Source organism: Pseudomonas sp. LAP_36 (genome assembly GCF_019456785.1).
In the GTDB taxonomy this organism is placed as follows: Bacteria; Pseudomonadota; Gammaproteobacteria; order Pseudomonadales; family Pseudomonadaceae; genus Aquipseudomonas; species Aquipseudomonas tritici.
In genome coordinates, this window is sequence record NZ_JAHZMS010000002.1 from 538,417 (window position 1) to 556,223 (window position 17,807).

Annotated in this window: 13 protein-coding genes; 1 reads left to right on the forward strand and 12 read right to left on the reverse strand. The window is 59.8% G+C overall.

What is annotated here, in order from left to right:
* Positions 1-281 precede the first annotated feature (281 nt).
* Positions 282-1,397, forward strand: coding sequence for a Gfo/Idh/MocA family protein (locus JBO08_RS08040; RefSeq protein WP_220074211.1), 1,116 nt, complete (start codon positions 282-284; stop codon positions 1,395-1,397).
* A 109-nt stretch (positions 1,398-1,506) separates the two neighbouring features.
* Here the strand turns inward: JBO08_RS08040 and JBO08_RS08045 are convergent, their stop codons facing one another.
* The 12 genes from JBO08_RS08045 to JBO08_RS08100 form a co-directional block, all read right to left on the reverse strand.
* Positions 1,507-3,210, reverse strand: a complete 1,704-nt coding sequence (locus JBO08_RS08045; protein ID WP_065908842.1) for an AMP-binding protein — start codon at positions 3,208-3,210, stop codon at positions 1,507-1,509.
* 31 nt (positions 3,211-3,241) lie between these two features.
* Complete coding sequence (locus tag JBO08_RS08050; RefSeq protein ID WP_065890866.1) at positions 3,242-4,540, reverse strand: acetyl-CoA C-acetyltransferase; 1,299 nt, start codon at positions 4,538-4,540, stop codon at positions 3,242-3,244.
* Positions 4,537-5,427 (reverse strand): MaoC/PaaZ C-terminal domain-containing protein, encoded by an 891-nt coding sequence (locus JBO08_RS08055; protein ID WP_065871997.1) that lies wholly within the window; start codon positions 5,425-5,427, stop codon positions 4,537-4,539. The genes JBO08_RS08050 and JBO08_RS08055 overlap by 4 nt, the downstream gene beginning before the upstream one ends.
* Before the next feature lie 3 nt (positions 5,428-5,430).
* Positions 5,431-6,774 (reverse strand): 3-oxoacyl-ACP reductase, encoded by a 1,344-nt coding sequence (locus JBO08_RS08060; RefSeq protein ID WP_065871998.1) that lies wholly within the window; start codon positions 6,772-6,774, stop codon positions 5,431-5,433.
* Positions 6,775-6,926: 152 nt separating this feature from the next.
* A complete protein-coding gene (locus JBO08_RS08065) occupies positions 6,927-9,452 on the reverse strand; it encodes an acyl-CoA dehydrogenase (RefSeq protein ID WP_065871999.1) in 2,526 nt (841 codons plus the stop codon).
* A gap of 198 nt (positions 9,453-9,650) precedes the next feature.
* Positions 9,651-11,105 carry an outer membrane protein transport protein gene (locus JBO08_RS08070; protein WP_220074210.1) on the reverse strand — a complete coding sequence of 485 codons (1,455 nt, stop codon included), beginning with the start codon at positions 11,103-11,105 and terminating at the stop codon, positions 9,651-9,653.
* A 101-nt stretch (positions 11,106-11,206) separates the two neighbouring features.
* On the reverse strand, positions 11,207-11,701 hold the full coding sequence (gene praB, locus JBO08_RS08075) for an alkane oxidation protein activator PraB (RefSeq protein ID WP_065872001.1): 495 nt from the start codon (positions 11,699-11,701) through the stop codon (positions 11,207-11,209).
* Between the two features lie 641 nt (positions 11,702-12,342).
* Positions 12,343-13,797: an outer membrane protein transport protein gene (locus JBO08_RS08080; RefSeq protein ID WP_220074209.1), complete on the reverse strand. Its 1,455-nt coding sequence runs from the start codon at positions 13,795-13,797 to the stop codon at positions 12,343-12,345.
* Between the two features lie 128 nt (positions 13,798-13,925).
* Positions 13,926-14,420 (reverse strand): alkane oxidation protein activator PraB, encoded by a 495-nt coding sequence (gene praB / locus JBO08_RS08085; RefSeq protein ID WP_065872003.1) that lies wholly within the window; start codon positions 14,418-14,420, stop codon positions 13,926-13,928.
* Between the two features lie 131 nt (positions 14,421-14,551).
* Positions 14,552-15,046 (reverse strand): alkane oxidation protein activator PraA, encoded by a 495-nt coding sequence (gene praA, locus JBO08_RS08090; RefSeq protein ID WP_065872004.1) that lies wholly within the window; start codon positions 15,044-15,046, stop codon positions 14,552-14,554.
* A 136-nt stretch (positions 15,047-15,182) separates the two neighbouring features.
* A complete protein-coding gene (locus tag JBO08_RS08095; RefSeq protein ID WP_065872005.1) occupies positions 15,183-16,463 on the reverse strand; it encodes an alkane 1-monooxygenase in 1,281 nt (426 codons plus the stop codon).
* Between the two features lie 294 nt (positions 16,464-16,757).
* Positions 16,758-17,756, reverse strand: coding sequence for an alpha/beta fold hydrolase (locus JBO08_RS08100; protein WP_258407022.1), 999 nt, complete (start codon positions 17,754-17,756; stop codon positions 16,758-16,760).
* Between the last annotated feature and the right edge of the window lie 51 nt (positions 17,757-17,807).

The window sequence follows — 17,807 nt, forward strand, 5'->3', positions numbered from 1 at the left end:
CCATTTATTATTGTTATCGCCTGCCTTCCGGGGCCTTGAAACCTGCAATCTAGAGCGCCTGGAGGAAGCAGGGGCCATCCTATCGGGCTTTCGAATCGTCTGACAATCGGCGCTACGTTATCTTTTGTTAACTGACGCCGTTTCCCCATGGCCTGAATATAGCTGCATTCGCTGGGGTGATCTTCGGCAGCCTAATGAATTTTTATTCCATCTATTGAATTTAGAGAATTTTTATTCCATTAATACCCCCTCTCAAAACAATAATGCAAAGGACCACGGCAATGCGCGAACTCGGAATCGGCTTGATCGGCACAGGCTTCATGGGCCGCGCCCATGCCCTGGCATTCAATAACGCCCGCGCGGTATTCGAATTGCCAGTTACCCTCAAACTGGCTGCACTGGCCGACGCCGATACCGAACGCGCACAGCGCTGCGCCACGGCGTGGGGATTTGCCGAGGCCCACGGCGACTGGCAGACGCTGATCAATGATTCCAGGGTCGATGTAGTGGCCATCACCACCCCCAACCATTTGCACTACCCCATGGCCATGGCCGCCATCGCGGCAGGCAAGGCGGTTTACTGCGAAAAACCCCTGGCGGTCAGCCTGGAGCAGGCCGACGCCATGCGCCGCGCCGCCCGTGCGGCTGGCGTGGTCACGCGGGTCGGCTACAACTATCAGCACAACCCGATGATCACCTTGGCCCGGCAGATGATTGCCAATGGCGAGCTGGGCGAAATCATCAGCTTCCAGGGTGAATTCAGCGAAGACTTTATGGCCGACCCGACGTCCCCTTGGTCGTGGCGCTGCGAAGTGGAACATGCCGGCGGCGCGCTGGCGGACTTGGGCAGCCATCTGCTGTCGATGGCGCGCTATCTGGTGGGGGATGTCGTCAGCGTGTGCGCCGATACCCAGACCGTCCACGCCCGGCGCCCTGCCGTCAAAGACAGCACCGACTTGAAATCCATCGCCGTGGATGACCAGGTGCATGCCCTGCTGCGGTTCGCCAACGGCGCGCGCGGCACGGTCAGCAGCAGTTGGCTCAAGCATGGGTACAAGAATCACCTGAGCTTCGAGATCAGCGGGACGAAAGGCACGCTGGCGTTCGATCAGGAGCGCTTGAATGAACTGCGCGTATGCCGTGTCGGCCAGGAGGGTTTCCAGCGTCTGTTGGCCGGTCCCGCCCTGCCCGGCTATGCGGCGTTCAGCCCGGCTGCGGGGCACCAGTTGGGGTACAACGAGTTGAAGACGCTGGAGGTGCAGGAGTTGATTCTGGCTGTGGCTGGCCAGGGTGCGCAGGGCACTGACTTTGAGGCGGCATGGGAGGTCGAGCGCTTGGCGACGGCGATTCGCCTGGCGGCCAAGGAAGAACGCTGGGTAGCCGTGAACTCACTCTAAAATCCACCACAGAACTTTGTGGGAGCTGGCTTGCCTGCGATGGCGGTGTAACGGGTACACCGCTATCGCAGGCAAGCCAGCTCACATTTGGATCACCTAAACCTTCGAATCAGCGCAAGGCGCGGCGCAGGACTTTTCCCACGGTGGTCTTGGGCAACTCGGTGGTCCGAAACTCCACATACCTGGGCACCTTGTACCCCGTCAGATACTCCCGGCAATGCACCAGGATCTGCTCCTGCGTCAGGTTCGGGTCCTTGCGCACTACGATGATCTTGACCTTTTCCCCCGTCACGCCATCTTCCACCCCAATCGCCGCCACTTCCGCCACCCCTGGGTGCAACGCCACCACGTCTTCGATTTCATTGGGGTACACGTTGAAGCCCGAGACCAGGATCATGTCTTTCTTGCGATCCACCAGACGGATATAGCCACGCTCGTCCATCACACCGATATCGCCGGTCGACAGCCACCCCTCGGCATCCAGCACCTCGGCGGTGGCTTCCGGGCGTTTCCAGTAGCCCTGCATCACCTGCGGCCCGCGCACCTGTAGTTCGCCCTGCTCGCCAATCTCGGCCAGCTCGCCGTCTTCACGGATAAACCGCACCCAGGTCGACGGCAATGGCACGCCGATGCTGCCGGTGAATTCCATCTCGCGCATGCGCGCAATATTGATCGGGCTGATGCTCACCACCGGCGAACACTCGGTGAGGCCATAGCCTTCGATGATCGGCAGCCCGGTGACTTCCTTCCAACGCTTGGCCACGGCGGTGTGGGTGGCCATGCCGCCCGCGATCACCATGCGCAAGTCGGAAAAGTCCCGCGCGCAAAACGCCTTGTTTTCCAGCAAGCCATTAAACAACGTGTTGACCCCGGCAATGCCGTTGAAGCGCTCCTTGCGCAGGATCATCTGCACCCGCTTCACGTCCCGCGGGTTGGCAATCAAGATATTGCGCCCGCCCAGGCACATGAACATCAGGCAGTTCACCGTCAGCGAAAAAATGTGGTAAAGCGGCAGCAAGGTGACGTTGGTTTCCTGCTTTTGCTGGTCCAGTTGGTCACCGACCCAGGCCTTGGCCTGCAGCAGATTGGCGATGATGTTGCGATGGCTGAGCATCACGCCTTTAGCGTCGCCGGTGGTGCCGCCGGTGTATTGCAGGAAAGCCAGGTCGTCGAGGTGCATTTCCACCGGAAAATGATTGAGCCCGCGCCCCTGTTTCAAGGCCTGATTGAACCGCACCGAGCCGCGCAGATTGAACGCCGGCACCTGCTTTTGCACGCTACGCAGGATAAAGTTCATCGCCGCGCCCTTGAAGGTGCCGAGCAAGTCGCCGATGGCCGCGATGACCACGCGCTTGACGCTGCTGCCGGCAATGACTTTTTCCAGGGTATGCGCGAAGTTTTCGAAGATCACCACGGTCTGCGCGCCGCTGTCCTTGAGCAAATGCTTGAGTTCATGGGAGGTGTACAGCGGGTTGACGTTGACCACCACCGCGCCGGCCAGGATCGTACCCAGCAGGCAGATCGGGTACTGCAAGCAGTTGGGCATCATCAACGCCACGCGGTCGCCCTTTTGCACACCCTGGCCCTGCAACCAGGCGGCGAACGCAATGCCTTGCACCTGCCAGTCGGCGTAAGTCATTTCGGTGCCGATGCTCACATACGCCACACGCTCGTGGAATTTCTCCAAGTGTTCGAGGAACACCTCGCGCAACGATGGGTAATCTTCAATCGCGGCATCGATATCCGCCGGGACGCCAGGCAGGTAAGCGTCAAGCCAGATCCGTTCGGTTTGTTCCAGGCTTACAGCGTTCATGGCAGTCTCCTTGTTGTTGTTTTTGATAGAGCTACTTTTCGACGATGGCGGTAATGCCCAGTCCGCCTGCCGCACAGATGGAAATCAGGCCGCGCCCGCCGCCGTTCTCATGGATGATCTTGGCTAGCGCTGCCAATTGCCGGCCTCCGGTGGCGGCGAACGGGTGACCGCAGCCCAGCGAGCCACCGTTGACGTTCATTTTCGCCCGGTCAATGGGGCCCAGCGGCGCGTCCAAGCCTAGACGCTCGCGGCAATAATCGGCGTCTTCCCAGGCCTTGAGCGTGCACAGCACCTGGGCGGCAAAGGCCTCGTGGATCTCGAAAAAGTCGAAGTCATTAAAGCTCAGGCCTTCACGTTTGAGCATGCGTGGCACCGCGTAGGCCGGGGCCATCAGCAGGCCTTCGGTGCCGTCGACAAAGTTCACGGCTGCCGTTTCGCCGGTCCGCAGGTAAGCCAGCACTGGCCAGCCGTGCTCGGCTGCCCATTCTTCGCTGGCCAGCAACACCACCGAAGCGCCATCGGTCAGCGGCGTGGAGTTGCCTGCGGTGAGCGTGCCGTTCTGGCGGTCGTAAGCGGGTGACAGCCCGGCGAGTTTCTCCAGGCTGGCGTCAGCGCGTAGGTTATTGTCCCGGGCCAGGCCGCGATGGGGGCTGATCAGGTCGTCGAAGAAGCCACGTTTGTAAGCGGCATCCAGGCGCTGATGGCTGGTGAGTGTCAGCTCATCCTGGGCCAGGCGCTTGATCTGCCAGCGCTTGGCCATTTCCTCGCAGTGTTCGCCCATGGACAGGCCGGTGCGTGGCTCACCATTGCGGGGCAGCAAGGGCTTGAAAAACATCGACGGCCGAACCTTGAGCAGCGCTTTCAGCTTGTCGCCCATGCCCTTGGCGCGGTTGGCCGCGAGCAAGGTGTGGCGCAGGGATTCGTTGATGCCGATGGGGGCGTCGGAGGTGGTGTCGGAACCCCCGGCAATGCCCACCTCGATCTGGCCCAGTGCGATCTTGTTCGCCACCAGCAATGCGGCTTCCAGGCCGGTGCCACAGGCTTGCTGCACGTCGTAGGCTGGGGTGTCCGGGGACAAGGTGGTGGACAGCAGCGACTCACGCGCCAGGTTGAAATCCCGCGAATGCTTGATCACCGCCCCGGCGGCAAACTCACCCAGGCGTTGGCCGTGCAGGTTGTAGCGGTCGACCAGCCCCTGCAAGGCGGCGACCAGCAGATCCTGGTTGCTGTCGTGGGCGTACACCGTGTTGGAGCGCGCAAAAGGGAGGCGGTTACCGCCGATAATCGCGACGCGGCGAACCGGAGCTCGGTTGAAGCTGTAATCAGTCATTTAAGGCTCTCTTTCCAGACGAACAGTCCACGCATGTGAGGCTTGTCACCTGCGAAATTGCGGACTTCAAACTCACGGCAAGGGCCCGCTGCCGGACGGTTCCACAGCGCGACCTGGCCGGGCAGGAAGATCGGCAGCTTGAAATCGCAATGCGCCTCGGCCTGGTCCAGCCCACCGGGCGGTTGCTGCGCGGCAAGGGCGCGGCCCAAGGTCCACATGCCGTGGGCGATGGCACGGCGAAAGCCGAAGATTTTCGCGCCGATCACCGACGTGTGGATCGGGTTGAAATCCCCCGAGACCTTGGCAAAGCGCCGGCCCAGGTCGGCGGGCAGCACCCAACGTTGAGTGCGCAACAACCCTTCTTCCTGCAACGGCAACGCGTCGTCCCAGGGCTCGCCGACCGGGTCGTTGACATCCCGGCGCAGGTACAGGCTGTCGCTCTCCCATACCAGGGTGCCAGCACTGTAGGCACGGGTCGCGATGCTCAACGCCTGCCCCTTGGGATGCGCGACCCAGCGCTCGCAATACACTTCCAGGCGCAAGGCCTGGCCTTCGTGCAGGCGTTGGTGCTGACGAATACGATTCGCCAGGTGCACCATGCCGCTGGCCGGGTACGGGAAACTCGGGCGGGTCAACAGCATCAGGTGCAGCGGGAACGCCAACACATGGGGATAAGACAGCGGCACGCCTTGCTCGCGGCGAAAACCACAGGCACGGCCATACGCGGCAATGCCAGCGGCGGATAACTCCACTGCCGAGCGCACCAGGCGTTCCTTGGGCAATACAGGCGCACCGTCGAGCGCTGGCTTGCGCAAGGCCCGCACGCCGTCCAGCAGCAAGCGGGTGCGTGATGGCGGTGGGTCGATAATCTGTGTCACGTAGTCCATGGCTCAGGCTCCCAGCAGGCTTTGGCCGCACACGCGTACGACTTGGCCGTTGACCCCGCCAGACGCTGGGTGCGCCAGCCAGGCAATGGTCTCGGCCACATCGATCGGCTGCCCGCCTTGGGACAGCGAATTCATGCGCCGCCCCGCTTCGCGAATCATCAGCGGGATCTTCGCGGTCATTTGGGTTTCGATAAACCCCGGCGCCACCGCATTCACAGTGACGTGCTGCGCCGCCGCACGCGGTGCCAGGCCCTGGACCAGGCCGATCACACCGGCCTTGGAGGTGGCGTAATTGCTTTGCCCGAGGTTGCCAGCGATGCCGGAAATCGACGACACGCACACGATGCGCCCACCGGGGTTCAACCCTTGGTTTTGCAATAACGCGTCGCTGAGTTGCAGGGGCGCCTCAAGGTTGACCGCCAGCACGCTGCGCCACGCCGTCTCGGTCATTTTGGCGATGGTTTTGTCGCGGGTGATCCCGGCGTTGTGCACCACCACGTCAAAAGCGCCGTATTGACTGACATGGGCCTGCAGCAGTGCGCCGGCATCCGCTGCAGTGATATCCAGGGGCAGCGCCGAACCGCCGACACTCTCCGCCGCGTGTTGCAGCGACGCCTGGGCCTGCGGTACATCCACGCACACCACATGGGCACCGTCGCGCGCCAACACTTGGGCAATCGCCAAACCGATGCCACGGGAAGCGCCGGTGACCAGCGCGCGGCGGCCGGCGAAGGGTTTGTCCCAGTTGACGGGAACCTGGCCGTCCACCGGTTTTTCCAGGCGCACCACCTGCCCCGATACATACGCCGACCGGCGCGACAGGAAGAACCGCAGGCTGCTGTCCAGTGCGTCTTCGGCGCCCGGCGCCACGTAGATCAGTTGCACGGTGATCGCCCGGCGCAACTCCTTGGCCAGCGAACGCACCAACCCTTCAAGGGCGCGTTGGGCGATGGCTTGGGGCAAGTCCTGGCAGTGTTCCGGCGCGGTACCGAGTACCACCACGCGGCCGTGCTGACCGAGGCGCTTGGCGTTGGCATGGAAGAACACATACAGCTCATCCAGTTGCTGCAGGTCGGCCACGGCGCTGGCGTCAAACACCGCGCCCTGCACGTTCACCGTGGACGGCGCCTTGAGCGAGGCCGGGGTGGCGGTGACGGTGTCGGTGGCCGCGAAAATCCGCTGCACCTCAAAGGCCAGGCGCCCTGCCCCGGCGAGGATCACCGGGTTGGCCAGGCCTTGCTGGCCGCTGCGATGACGTTGCAGCGCCAAGGGTTGCGGCAGACCAACGGCCTGGGCCAGGCGACGGCCCCAAGGGGAATTGACGAAAGAAAGGTAGCTGTCACTCATAGGTAGTTCTACTCACAACGCTGTCTTGGCTGTAAACCCGATCAGTGTGGGAGCGGGCTTGCTCGCGAATGCGCCGTTTCAGTCACCCGATGCAGCGACTGATCCACCGCATTCGCGAGCAAGCCCGCTCCCACATTTGGATCGTGTTTCTCCTAATTCACCGAGGTACTTTCACCTTGGGCGGTTCGGCGCTTTGGCATAGGCTCCAGCGCTTGCTTGCGCCGCTGCAACGCCTCCAGCAACCCGAAGTCCTGCGGGAAGTCATCCACTTGGATGCCGTGGTCGGCGTATTCCACATAGCGACCGAGCAAGGTGTCTTCGTCGTCGCTGATCAGGTCCAGCGCCCGCGCCTTGACGCGCCAGACGGTGAAGGCCGTGGCTGAGATCGGCATCGGTTCGATCAAGCCCTGCTTGACGGCGGGCTTGAGTCGGGCGTCGATCAGCTCCACCTGCGGCAACAGGCGGAAGCCCAGTTCGCCGTAGGCCAATTTGTCGATTTCCGGACGTGGGATGTAGGAATTGGCCAGCAAGCGGTCGCGGGTTTCGCCTGGTGTCTGCACCACATCCGCCACCTGGGCCAGCAGACGGTCCGAAGGTTTGCGCAACGGGATACCGAACGGGAACGTCAACGCCCGCACCACGGCCGCCGCCGCTTTTGACGGGTAGTTATCGAGTACCTCGGCCAGCGCTTCATGAGCCCGCAGCAATGCATCCTGGGCCGACCAGTGCACCAACGGCAGGTCCGCCTGGGGCCGGCCGTCATCCTCGAAGCGCTTGAGCACGCAGGACAAAATGTACAGCTGCGACAGAATATCCCCCAGGCGCCCGGTGATACTTTCCTTACGCTTGAGGGCACCGCCCAGTACGCCCATGGAAACGTCCGAAATCAACGCCAGCACCACCGACAGACGATTGGCCTGGCGATAGTAGGACGCCAACGCGGGGTCGGTCTTGGCCGGTACGGATATCAGCCGCCCCGCTGTCAGAGAATGCACTGCCGCGCGTACGGTGTTAGCCAGCACAAAGCTCACATGGCCGAACATCGCGCTGTCGAAGTCTTCCAGCGCCTTGCGCCGGTCCGGGTTGCTCGCTGCTTCCATCTCGCGGAACACATAGGGATGGCAACGAATCAGCCCCTGGCCATAGATGATCAGGCAGCGCGTCATGATGTTCGCGCCTTCCACGGTAATGGCGATGGGGCTTTGCTGATAGGCACGCGCCAGGAAGTTATTCGGCCCCATGCAGATGCCCTTGCCAGCAACGATGTCCATGCCGTCATTGACGATGATGCGCGCGCGCTCGGTGACGTGGTACTTGGCGATGGCCGAGATCACCGAAGGTTTCTCACCCGCATCCAGGGACGCTACCGAGACTTTACGCACCGCATCGCAGGCATACAGGTGCCCGGCCATGCGTGCCAGTGGCGCCTGCACGCCTTCGAATTTTCCGATCGGCAAGCCGAACTGTTTACGCATGGCAGCGTAGGCCGTGGTGCCGCGCACCGCGACCTTGCCCAGGCCGACGTTGGCCGACGGCAAGGAAATCGCCCGCCCCGCTGCCAGGCATTCCATCAACATGCGCCAGCCATTGCCGACTTGCTCGCGGCCACCGATCACCCATTCCAGTGGGATGAAGACATCCTTACCGGTGGTAGGACCGTTCTGGAACACAGCATTCAATGGCCAATGACGGCGACCGCTGTTCACGCCGGGATGGGACGTTGGAATCAGTGCACAGGTGATGCCGAGTGAGCCGGGAGCACCGAGCAAGCCGTCCGGGTCTTCAGCGCGGAATGCCAGGCCCAACACCGTGGCAATCGGGCCGAGGGTGATGTAGCGCTTGTCCCAGGTCACACGAAAACCGAGCACTTCCTCGCCTTCATGGGTGCCTTTGCAGACGATGCCCAGGTCGGGAATCGCCCCCGCATCAGAGCCGGCATAGGGGCTGGTCAGCGCGAAGCACGGAATGTCTTCGCCCCGCGCCAGACGCGGCAGGTAGTAATTGCGTTGGGCATCGGTGCCGTAATGCAACAGCAGCTCCGCCGGACCGAGGGAATTGGGCACCATCACCGAAATCGCCGCCGCCGAACAGCGCGTCGACAACTTCATCACCACTTGCGAGTGCGCGTAGTGGGAGAACCCTTTGCCGCCGTATTGCTTGGGAATGATCATGCCGAGAAACCCGGCATCCTTGGTGTACTGCCAGCCTTCGGGTGACATGTCCTGCCACACCTGGGTGGTTTCCCAGTCATTGGCGATGTCGCACAGGGTTTCCACTTCGTTGTCGAGAAAGGCTTGTTCTTCGGCGCTCAGACTGGCTGGAGCAGCTTGCAACAGGCGCTGCCAGTTGGGCTTGCCGCTGAACAACTCGGCGTCCCACCACACAGTGCCAGACTCGATGGCGGCGCGCTCGGTGTCGGACATCGCCGGCATGATCGTACGAAACAGGCCTAGGGCCTTGCTGGTAAGCAAGGTGCGGCGCAGGGGCTTGATCGTCATCAGCAACGCGGGCAACACCACCAGCACGGCCGCGACGGTGGTACCGAATCCGGCAACCACGTTGAACAGGTAACCCGCCGCCAGCCAGACCAGGCCGGCACCCAACCACAGGGTGGCGGCAGCTTGTCGATATGCCAGGGCAATCGCTGCTGCGAAACCCACCAGTAACCAGATAACCATGGAGATACCTCTACTTGATTCAGGGTACGGCCTACGTGCGCCGGGTCGGATGACCTGCGGCGTAACGCCACACTACAAAATTCGAAAACTATATTCAAATTTTGTTTTGAAATAATTATTTAACGCTAGGGCAAAAAAATGACGGCCGAGCGGGCCGCCTGGTCCATCAACACGCTGAGCGGATCACCCAGCGAAACATCAGAACGTGTAGGTCGCCGACAGGCTGATGACATCGCCGGACGCCTTGACCTTGCCATTGAGACTCGCGCCGCCCAGCCGGTCTACGTTTTGGGTCCTCAACTTCACCTGCTCAGCGAACTGATGGGAATAGGCAATATCAAGCGTCAGGCCCTCGATTGCCTTTACGTCGTACCCGGCGCCAACGGACAGAAAGGTGCGATCACCATCCGGGATCCGCGGGTCACGGGTCGAGTTACGGGTAGGCGTCTGGTCGACGGCCACGCCCGCACGCAAGGTCAGTTCATCGGTGGCACGGAAGTCTCCACCCAGGGAGTACATCCAGGTGTTCTGGTAGTTGTAGGGAATAGAGACGATCGTGAGGTCACCGGACTTGAGCGTCAGGTCCTTGAACGCCGACCACTGCGTCCAAACCACGCTTGCCCCCAGGGTGAATCGATCATTGAACCTGTGCACCCAGTCCAGGCCCGCGGTGGCAGGGATATCCAGCTGGGTACTGGCATGCGCACCGTTCGGAAACAGCTCAAGTCCCGGATAAGCCGTGCCCACCAGCGTACCGCTGCCGCCAAATGGGCTCGGTTGGGTCATAAGGTTGTAGGAAAACTGATCGGCATGAATGTTGTATTTGCCGGTCATCTTGTTCTTGATCCTGGCGTGGTAATTCAGACCCAGGGTGTCTTTCTCCGTAGGTTTCCAGACGACGCCGGTAAACCAGCCTGCTGAAATATTGTCGACTTTGACCCGTATCAACGCGCCGCCCACGTCCGATGGGAAAGGAGTGCCGCCGAGTATGGAATCGGACACCGCCGCTGCCGACAGCAAGTCGATGTTCTGGCTGACGAAGCCCTTGCTGTGCTGAACGATCACGCCGCCACCGATGGAAAACTCGTCGTTGACCTTGAACGATAATGACCCCGTCAAACCCACGGTTTCGATTTTGGTATCCACTGCAAAACCGCGCAGTTTCGAGTCTTCATCCCAGGTGGATCGCATGCCTTGGGGTACAACCTGGCTCAGCCCGAAGGCAAATTGGTCACCAAGCGGCATCACCATGAAACCCGTCGGTAGCCAAGCGGAAAAACCTCCTTGGCCACCGTCGTTGTTGTTCACGGTAGTCGCTGTGGGATCAGGGAAACCGCTGTCATCCAGCGGGGTACTGGAAATTGGGTTGCCTGCGTACTCAGAGGCCGCGCCTGTGTATTTGATCTTGATGCGTGCGTAGTCGACCGTGAACTGCGCAACGTTACGGTCTATGAACGCCATGGCAGCTGGGTTGTTGTACGCAGCGCTCGGATCGTTCTTGAACAGCGAACCACCGGCAAATGCCCTGCCCCAGCCAGGCGCACCATAAGTCGGGGTGGAGAAACCACCGGCGTGCACAGGTGCGGCAATCATCAGCCCGCCCATAAACGCCAACCCCAGGAGAACCTGTACCGGTCGTGTCTTGTCATTCATACGGTATTCCTAATGCCATCTCATATAGCTAAACCAACAGACGCCTGGTGAAAGGCGCCTGTCTTTTAACGGGCAATCAGCCCTGTGTGCTCAAGCCACCCTCAAGGCACAACGGTGAACGCTGGCGTTGGCTTGACACTCAGGCTCACTACCGTGCAGTTGCCGGCCAGCGGTTGATTGGTCGCCGTCAACACACCGCCGCTGTAGTTGCCTGTGATAGTGGAAGCACCGCAATTGGAGACCGGGTACAGAATAGAACCCGCGATGGTGTACCCGACATTTGTCACAGAACCCGCCGTGGCCCCCGTCGCCGTCAATGTCCAAGGCAAGCCGGTAATCTTGGGCAGGCTGCACAGACCACCACCGGTGATGGCTACAGCGGTAATTTTTGCAACGCCGGCGGCGTCGACATTGCCGGTAAAGGTGGCCCCGCAGTTAACAGCAGCTTGGTAGGAAGACGGGGATTTCACCGAGATCGTGCCGGGTGCAGTGAAGTTGGTGTTTACCGGGGTAATGCTGTACGCATTGGCCATGGAAGCGGTCCCCATGCAAATAGCCAGGGCAGACAACGACACGAGGGTTTTAAAGTTCATCATTATATTCCTCACATATAAAGGCGAGTTATTCGCCGGGGTAATGACCAGGATCGAGAAGTTAAAGCAACATAGCGAAACCCCTTGATCCGGCCAAACTTCAAATCAATGATCTATACATAGCTAGAATCAATTCATTCGGTAATGGTGTGTGAGAGTGCAGTAGGCGCTGCCAAGCGGGCACGGCCTTGCAATAAGTGAACAGCCCCATGGGAACCTAGGCAGAGAGGGACGAATACTTTAGGTAATTGCATCGCTAGCACTCTTCCCTCAAAATTATTTTTATTCGGACATAGCAACTTTCATACAACTAAGCATGCGCCGAAATAGGAAAAATCTGAGCGATGGAAATCAGCGTTTTATTCAGAGCGTGATTGCGTAACCCACTCCAGATACTTTGGCTTGCGTCACGGTAGGGAAGTTGTGGCGGCTCCTCAGAGCAGCGCTACGAAGGGTAATTGCGTGTCGGATTAGGATGGGCTCGGAGCAACACTGCAACAAGTTGCTAGCGATAAGATGCGAGAGGCATGGGGCAGCAGGAATGTTGATATGAGAAGAGTTCGCTGTCGCTGAATTGAGGACGAACCGCTGGTTGAAGGCAGCAAGATGCGCTTGATGCCTTCTTCCATCGGCCTCCGCAAACGTCAGAACGCGTAGGTTGCCGATAAGCTGACGACATCGCCCGACGACTCGGCTTTGCCGTTGAGGCTGGCGCCACCCAGGCGATCGACGTTCTGGGTCTTCAGCTTGACCTCCTGAACGAACTGGTGGGAGTACGCAACATCGAGACTCAAACCCTTGACCGCTTTGACATCGTACCCAGCGCCCAACGACAGAAAGGTGCGGTCCCCATCCGGGATCCGTGGGTCACGGGTGGAGTTGCGGGTGGGTGTCTGGTCGATGGCCACACCGGCACGCAGGGTCAATTCATCGGTGGCGCGGAAATCGCCGCCGACCGAGTACATCCAGGTGTCTTTATAGTTGTAGGGGATGGAGACGATCGTCGCGCCTCCCGACTTGAGCGTAAGGTCTTTAAACGACGACCACTGCGTCCAGGTCACGCTGGCGCCCAGGGTGAATCGGTCGTTGAACTGGTGCACCCAATCCAGGCTCGCAGTGGCAGGAATGTCCAGTTGGACACTGGCATGGGCACCGTCCGGCGCCAGTTCAAGGCCGGGATAAGCCGTATTAACCAGTGTGCCGCTACCGCCGAAAGGGCTCGGCTGGGTCATGAGGTTGTAGGAAAACTGATCGGCGTAAATATTGTATTTACCGGTCATTTTGTTTTTGATCTTGGCGTGGTAGTTCAAGCCCAACGTATCTCGGTCCGTGGGTTTCCACACGACGCCGGTAAACCAGCCAGCCGAGATATTGTCGACCTTGACACGCATCAATGCGCTACCGACATCCGATGGAAACGTGACCCCGCCCAGGACGGAATCCGACACGGCAGCGGCAGATAGCAAGTCGACGTTCTGGCTTACGAAGCCCTTGCTGTGCTGCACGATCACGCCACCACCGATGGAGAATTGATCATTGACCTTGAACGACAGGGACCCCGTCAAACCCACCGTTTCGATCTTGGTGTCCACGGCAAAGTCGCGCAGTTTCGAATCCTGATCCCAGGTGGAGCGCATGCCTTGGGGAACGACCTGGCTCAGGCCGAAAGCGAACCGATCCCCCAGGGGCATCACCATGAAACCGGTTGGCAACCAGGCCGTAAACCCGCCTTGCCCGCCGTCGTTGTTGTTAGCAGTGGTCGCCGCGAGGTCGGGAAACCCACCTGCGTCCAACGGAGTACTGGAAATCGGGTTACCTGCATAATCAGAGGCATCGCCCTTGTACTTGATCTTGATACGCGCATAGTCGACGGTAAATTGCGCAACGTTATGCTCTACAAAAGCCATGGCAGCCGGGTTGTTGTACGCCGAGCTCGGGTCATTCTTGAACAGCGAGCCGCCCGCAAAAGCCCGACCCCAACCTGGCGCGCCGTAGGTCGGCGTTGAAAAACCGCCGGCTTGCACGGGTGCGATCACAATCGCCCCTCCTATCAGCGCCAGCCCCAGCAAAACCTGCACATGTTGTTTCTTATTATTCATGCGGCACTCCTTATTGTTATCTGAGCCGGTCCCGCCGGTTCGTCTTGCTGCCTGGCTATTCATGAACTGGCGCCTGGTTCAGGCGCCAGTTTTCAATGGGTGATCAACCCTGTGTGCTCAAGCGGCTCTCAAGGCACGATGGTCAGCGCAGGGCTTGGTGTCACGCTCAGGCTCACCACGGTGCAGCTGCCGCTCAGCGTCTGGTTGGCTGCCGACAGCACGCCGCCGCTGTAGCCCACGGTAATGGTGGACGGGCCGCAATTGGAGGCCGGGTACAGAATCGAGCTGGCGATGGTGTAACCGACGTTGGTCACAGAACCGGCAGCCGGGCCAGTGGCGGTCAAAGTCCAGGGCAAACCAGTGATCTTGGGCAGGGCGCACAGCCCGCCACCGGTCACCGCCACGCCCGTGATTTTTGCAACGCCCGTCGCATCAACATTGCCGGTGAACGTCGCACCGCAATTAACGGTGGCTTGGAAGGAGGATGGCGATTTCACCGAGATGGTGCCTGGCGCGGTGAAGCTGGTGTTAACCGGAGCGATGCTATAAGCGTTCGCCATGGAAGCAGCACCCATGCAAACAGCCAAAGCAGACAACGATACGAGGGTTTTCAAGCTTTTCATTGTTTTTCCTCACATGTTATGGCGAGTCATTCGCCAGGGGGTAATGGCCATGATCGAGAGGTCACGGTGAAACTGCAGAACTTCCCTTTCCAGCCAAATCTCAATTCAATTACCGCAACAACATTTAATGTTTATTCAACCACTTTGAAGTTTGGTGGCATCTTGATCGACACCGTCTTGATCGTGCAGTCTTCGCCAATCGGTACGTTCGCGGCTTCCAACTTACCGGTGGCGTTATCCCATGTTCCCTCGGCGGTAGAAGGCCCGCACTTGCCGCCTAAACCAAAGGCATGAACATCCACGCTGATTTTCGACATAGAACCACTCTTGGTGTCTTTGGCAACTAATACCCAGGGCAGGTTAATGGCTTCGACTCGGCTGCATTTGAGGCCGCCATCGAATTCAACTTTGTCGACATTCACCGATGAGCCGTCGGCCGCCACTTTGCCGGCGACCTTGATGGTGCAGTCGGCGCTGATCAGCGCACCTTTGGAAAAACTGATGGGGCCCTGGGCGGTAAACGCACTGCCGGCAGGCTCAATGCGCGCAGCTTGAGCCTGGTGATAGACGATCAGGCCCAGCGCGGCCAATACGATATGGGTGGTGAACTTGGCAGGTGATTGCATAGTGTACGTCCTTCCCTTTAAATTATTTTTGTTCGGGTCAAACACTGTTTTTTTGCAACTCATTTGGAGAATCCTGGGCGATAGAGACCTGCGCGATGCACAGATCCTGAGCGCACAACACATGTTTTAATTCACCTCAGAACGGCTTGGCACTGCCGCTGTATTTCTCCAGATACTTCAAGCGTTGTGAAGGTTGAAGATTGGTCAGGGTGATATCCCCGGCATAATGGTTCAGCACTCGATGGTCCATGCGACGGCGCCACAAGTAAGGCACATAGGCCCAGACAATCATGCTCGCATAGCCGTAGGGAAGTTGCGGCGACTCATCAAAGTGGCGCAACGACTGATAACTACGGGTTGGGTTGGCATGGTGATCGGAGTGCCGCTGCAATTGGAACAGAAAGATATTGGTGACAATACGGTTGCTGTTCCATGAATGCCGTGGTGAGCAACGCTCATAACGACCATTGGGCAACTTCTGGCGTTTAAGCCCGTAATGCTCGACGTAGTTCACCACTTCCAGCAGCGAGAAGCCGTAGATGCCTTGGATGATCAGGAACGGGATCACTGCCACGCCCAACCACGCGATCATCGCACCCCACAGCACCACGCTGTACATCCATGCGCTGAGTACGCCGTTCTGCCAATGCCAGGCGGGCAAGCCGAGCTTGCGCAGGCGTTCGCGCTCCAGGTTCCACGCCGAACGGGCACTGAGCCATACCGAGCGGGGCAGGAAGGCCCAGAAGCTCTCCCCCAGGCGCGAACTGGCTGGATCTTCCGGTGTAGCCACACGTACGTGATGGCCACGGTTGTGTTCGGTGTAGAAGTGGCCGTAGAAGGTCGGGGCCAGGGTGACCTTGGCCAGGAACACTTCCAACGCGTTGGGCTTGTGTCCCAGTTCGTGGGCCGTGTTGATCGCGATGCCGGTAGCGGCACCTGTCGACATGGCCATGCCCAGGTAGGTGAACCAGCTCGCTTCGCCATGCAGCTGAGTGCGCGCAGTGATGTAGCTGGCGGCGTGGGACAACCAGTTGGACGGTTCCAGGTTCGCGGCAGCTTGCAACAAACCGCCCCGGATGATCCAGTCGATACCGCCGGCGGCCAGCCAACCGGTGATCACCACCGATGAAATGACGAACAGCACGCCCGTGTAGACGATCCAGCGGTAATAGCTTTGGGATTCGAGGTGGCTGACGGCGGATTCGGGCGGGTTGCTCACATCCTCACCAAGCAAGCCGTCGATCAGCGGGATCAGGCCGAAGATCACCAGCACGCCAACCCACCAAAGTTGCTGGATACCGGTGGAAATGGCCAGGGCACCGGAGAGCAATGGCGTGGCCAGGGGCATGATGCCCAGCCACCACAGGTGACGCTTGCCGTCGGTCCATACGCTTGGGGCTGCCAGAGTCTGATTCATGGCAACCTCCGTGGCAGGGAGGCAGAAAAAAGGTTCGGGGAGCGCTGAATGCTCCGAGAAATCAACCATGCGATAAAAGGCGTTTTTTTCATTTTTATTCGCTCTTAGGCATTTCAAAAATAATTTCAAAATAAACATTGAAATATTTTTTTAAAGAAATAGCGCGGAATCGATAGGTCGTCAACTACTTTTTCGAGGCCTTTTCCGCATGACTGGGCAGTCTGTTTTTCTGCCGTTTGGTCAGGTCTCTAGGGCAAGCATTTCGGACCGTCCACCGCGCAGTGGAGGTCACGATTATTTGTTTGCCAAGGCAAATGGCGGATGCAGGATCGCGGCGGTTTCCGGCGGCCGGGCACGCTTGGCCAATTGCATTACCGCCTCGACCACCCGCGCCGTGGCGGTGATCGGCAACATATGGCCGCGCCCTTCCACCACCTGCAGCTTCAGGCCGGGGACCCTGTCAGCCAGGGCCTGCCCGTGTTTGCGAAAGTCCAGGACCTTGTCACGCGCGCCATAAATCAGGCTGATCGGCAGCGTCAGTTGCGGGTAGCGCTTGACCATGTCCGGTAGGTAATCGTTGACCAGCGCGATCTCGCTGGACGCCGCATAGAAGTTGTCGGGCCGCATGCCCAGCAGCCCGCCGCCCCGGGTAGCAAAATCCTCTGGGGCAGTGTCCGGAGCGAACACGCCCTTGACCACCGAGCGGCGTGTGAGCAGGCCCATTGGCACGGTCAGGGTGTGCGAAACCCAACGCCGCAGCAGGGCCGGTCGTACCGCCAGTGACCAGAACACCAGGGGCAATGTGGGTTGGGGATGGGTCAGGGGTGCCACCAAGACCAGGCCAGCCACGGCATGGGGATGGTCCAGGGCCAGCGCCAGTGAAATCGCGCCGCCGAGGGAATGCCCCAGCACCAGCGGTTTGTCCAGGCCCAACGTGCCGATAAAGGCTGCCACTTGCCGCGCCTGGGCCGGCAAGTCTGCGGCGGTGCCTTTATGGCGCGTGGAATAGCCCGACCCCGGACGGTCAAGCGTGATCACTCGAAAGTGCTCGCGCAACTGGCCGGACAAGGCATAGGTTAGGTTGCGACTGCTGCCCATCAGCCCGTGAATCATCAACAGCGGCGGGCCCTTGCCCTCCTCGTAATAGTGAAAGCGCTCGCCATTCACTTCCACATAGCGCCCGTTGCTCGGAACGGCAGCTTCGATACGCCGCGTCATCCAGGCACTGAACCCCCACAAAGCAGTGCTCACGCCTATAAACACAGCCGCAGCGATAACCCATTCAACAGCCATAGCTCGGTCCTCTGCATCCCTGCTGCTGGCGACCCGACCGGAATTGATCAA

What these genes read in the sequence shown, in the direction of transcription:
- JBO08_RS08040 (WP_220074211.1), top strand. Translation starts at nt 282, where the DNA reads ATGCGCGAACTCGGAATCGGCTTGATCGGCACAGGCTTCATGGGCCGC.
- JBO08_RS08045 (WP_065908842.1), bottom strand. Translation starts at nt 3,210, where the DNA reads ATGAACGCTGTAAGCCTGGAACAAACCGAACGGATCTGGCTTGACGCT.
- JBO08_RS08050 (WP_065890866.1), bottom strand. Translation starts at nt 4,540, where the DNA reads ATGACTGATTACAGCTTCAACCGAGCTCCGGTTCGCCGCGTCGCGATT.
- JBO08_RS08055 (WP_065871997.1), bottom strand. Translation starts at nt 5,427, where the DNA reads ATGGACTACGTGACACAGATTATCGACCCACCGCCATCACGCACCCGC.
- JBO08_RS08060 (WP_065871998.1), bottom strand. Translation starts at nt 6,774, where the DNA reads ATGAGTGACAGCTACCTTTCTTTCGTCAATTCCCCTTGGGGCCGTCGC.
- JBO08_RS08065 (WP_065871999.1), bottom strand. Translation starts at nt 9,452, where the DNA reads ATGGTTATCTGGTTACTGGTGGGTTTCGCAGCAGCGATTGCCCTGGCA.
- JBO08_RS08070 (WP_220074210.1), bottom strand. Translation starts at nt 11,105, where the DNA reads ATGAATGACAAGACACGACCGGTACAGGTTCTCCTGGGGTTGGCGTTT.
- praB (WP_065872001.1), bottom strand. Translation starts at nt 11,701, where the DNA reads ATGATGAACTTTAAAACCCTCGTGTCGTTGTCTGCCCTGGCTATTTGC.
- JBO08_RS08080 (WP_220074209.1), bottom strand. Translation starts at nt 13,797, where the DNA reads ATGAATAATAAGAAACAACATGTGCAGGTTTTGCTGGGGCTGGCGCTG.
- praB (WP_065872003.1), bottom strand. Translation starts at nt 14,420, where the DNA reads ATGAAAAGCTTGAAAACCCTCGTATCGTTGTCTGCTTTGGCTGTTTGC.
- praA (WP_065872004.1), bottom strand. Translation starts at nt 15,046, where the DNA reads ATGCAATCACCTGCCAAGTTCACCACCCATATCGTATTGGCCGCGCTG.
- JBO08_RS08095 (WP_065872005.1), bottom strand. Translation starts at nt 16,463, where the DNA reads ATGAATCAGACTCTGGCAGCCCCAAGCGTATGGACCGACGGCAAGCGT.
- JBO08_RS08100 (WP_258407022.1), bottom strand. Translation starts at nt 17,756, where the DNA reads ATGGCTGTTGAATGGGTTATCGCTGCGGCTGTGTTTATAGGCGTGAGC.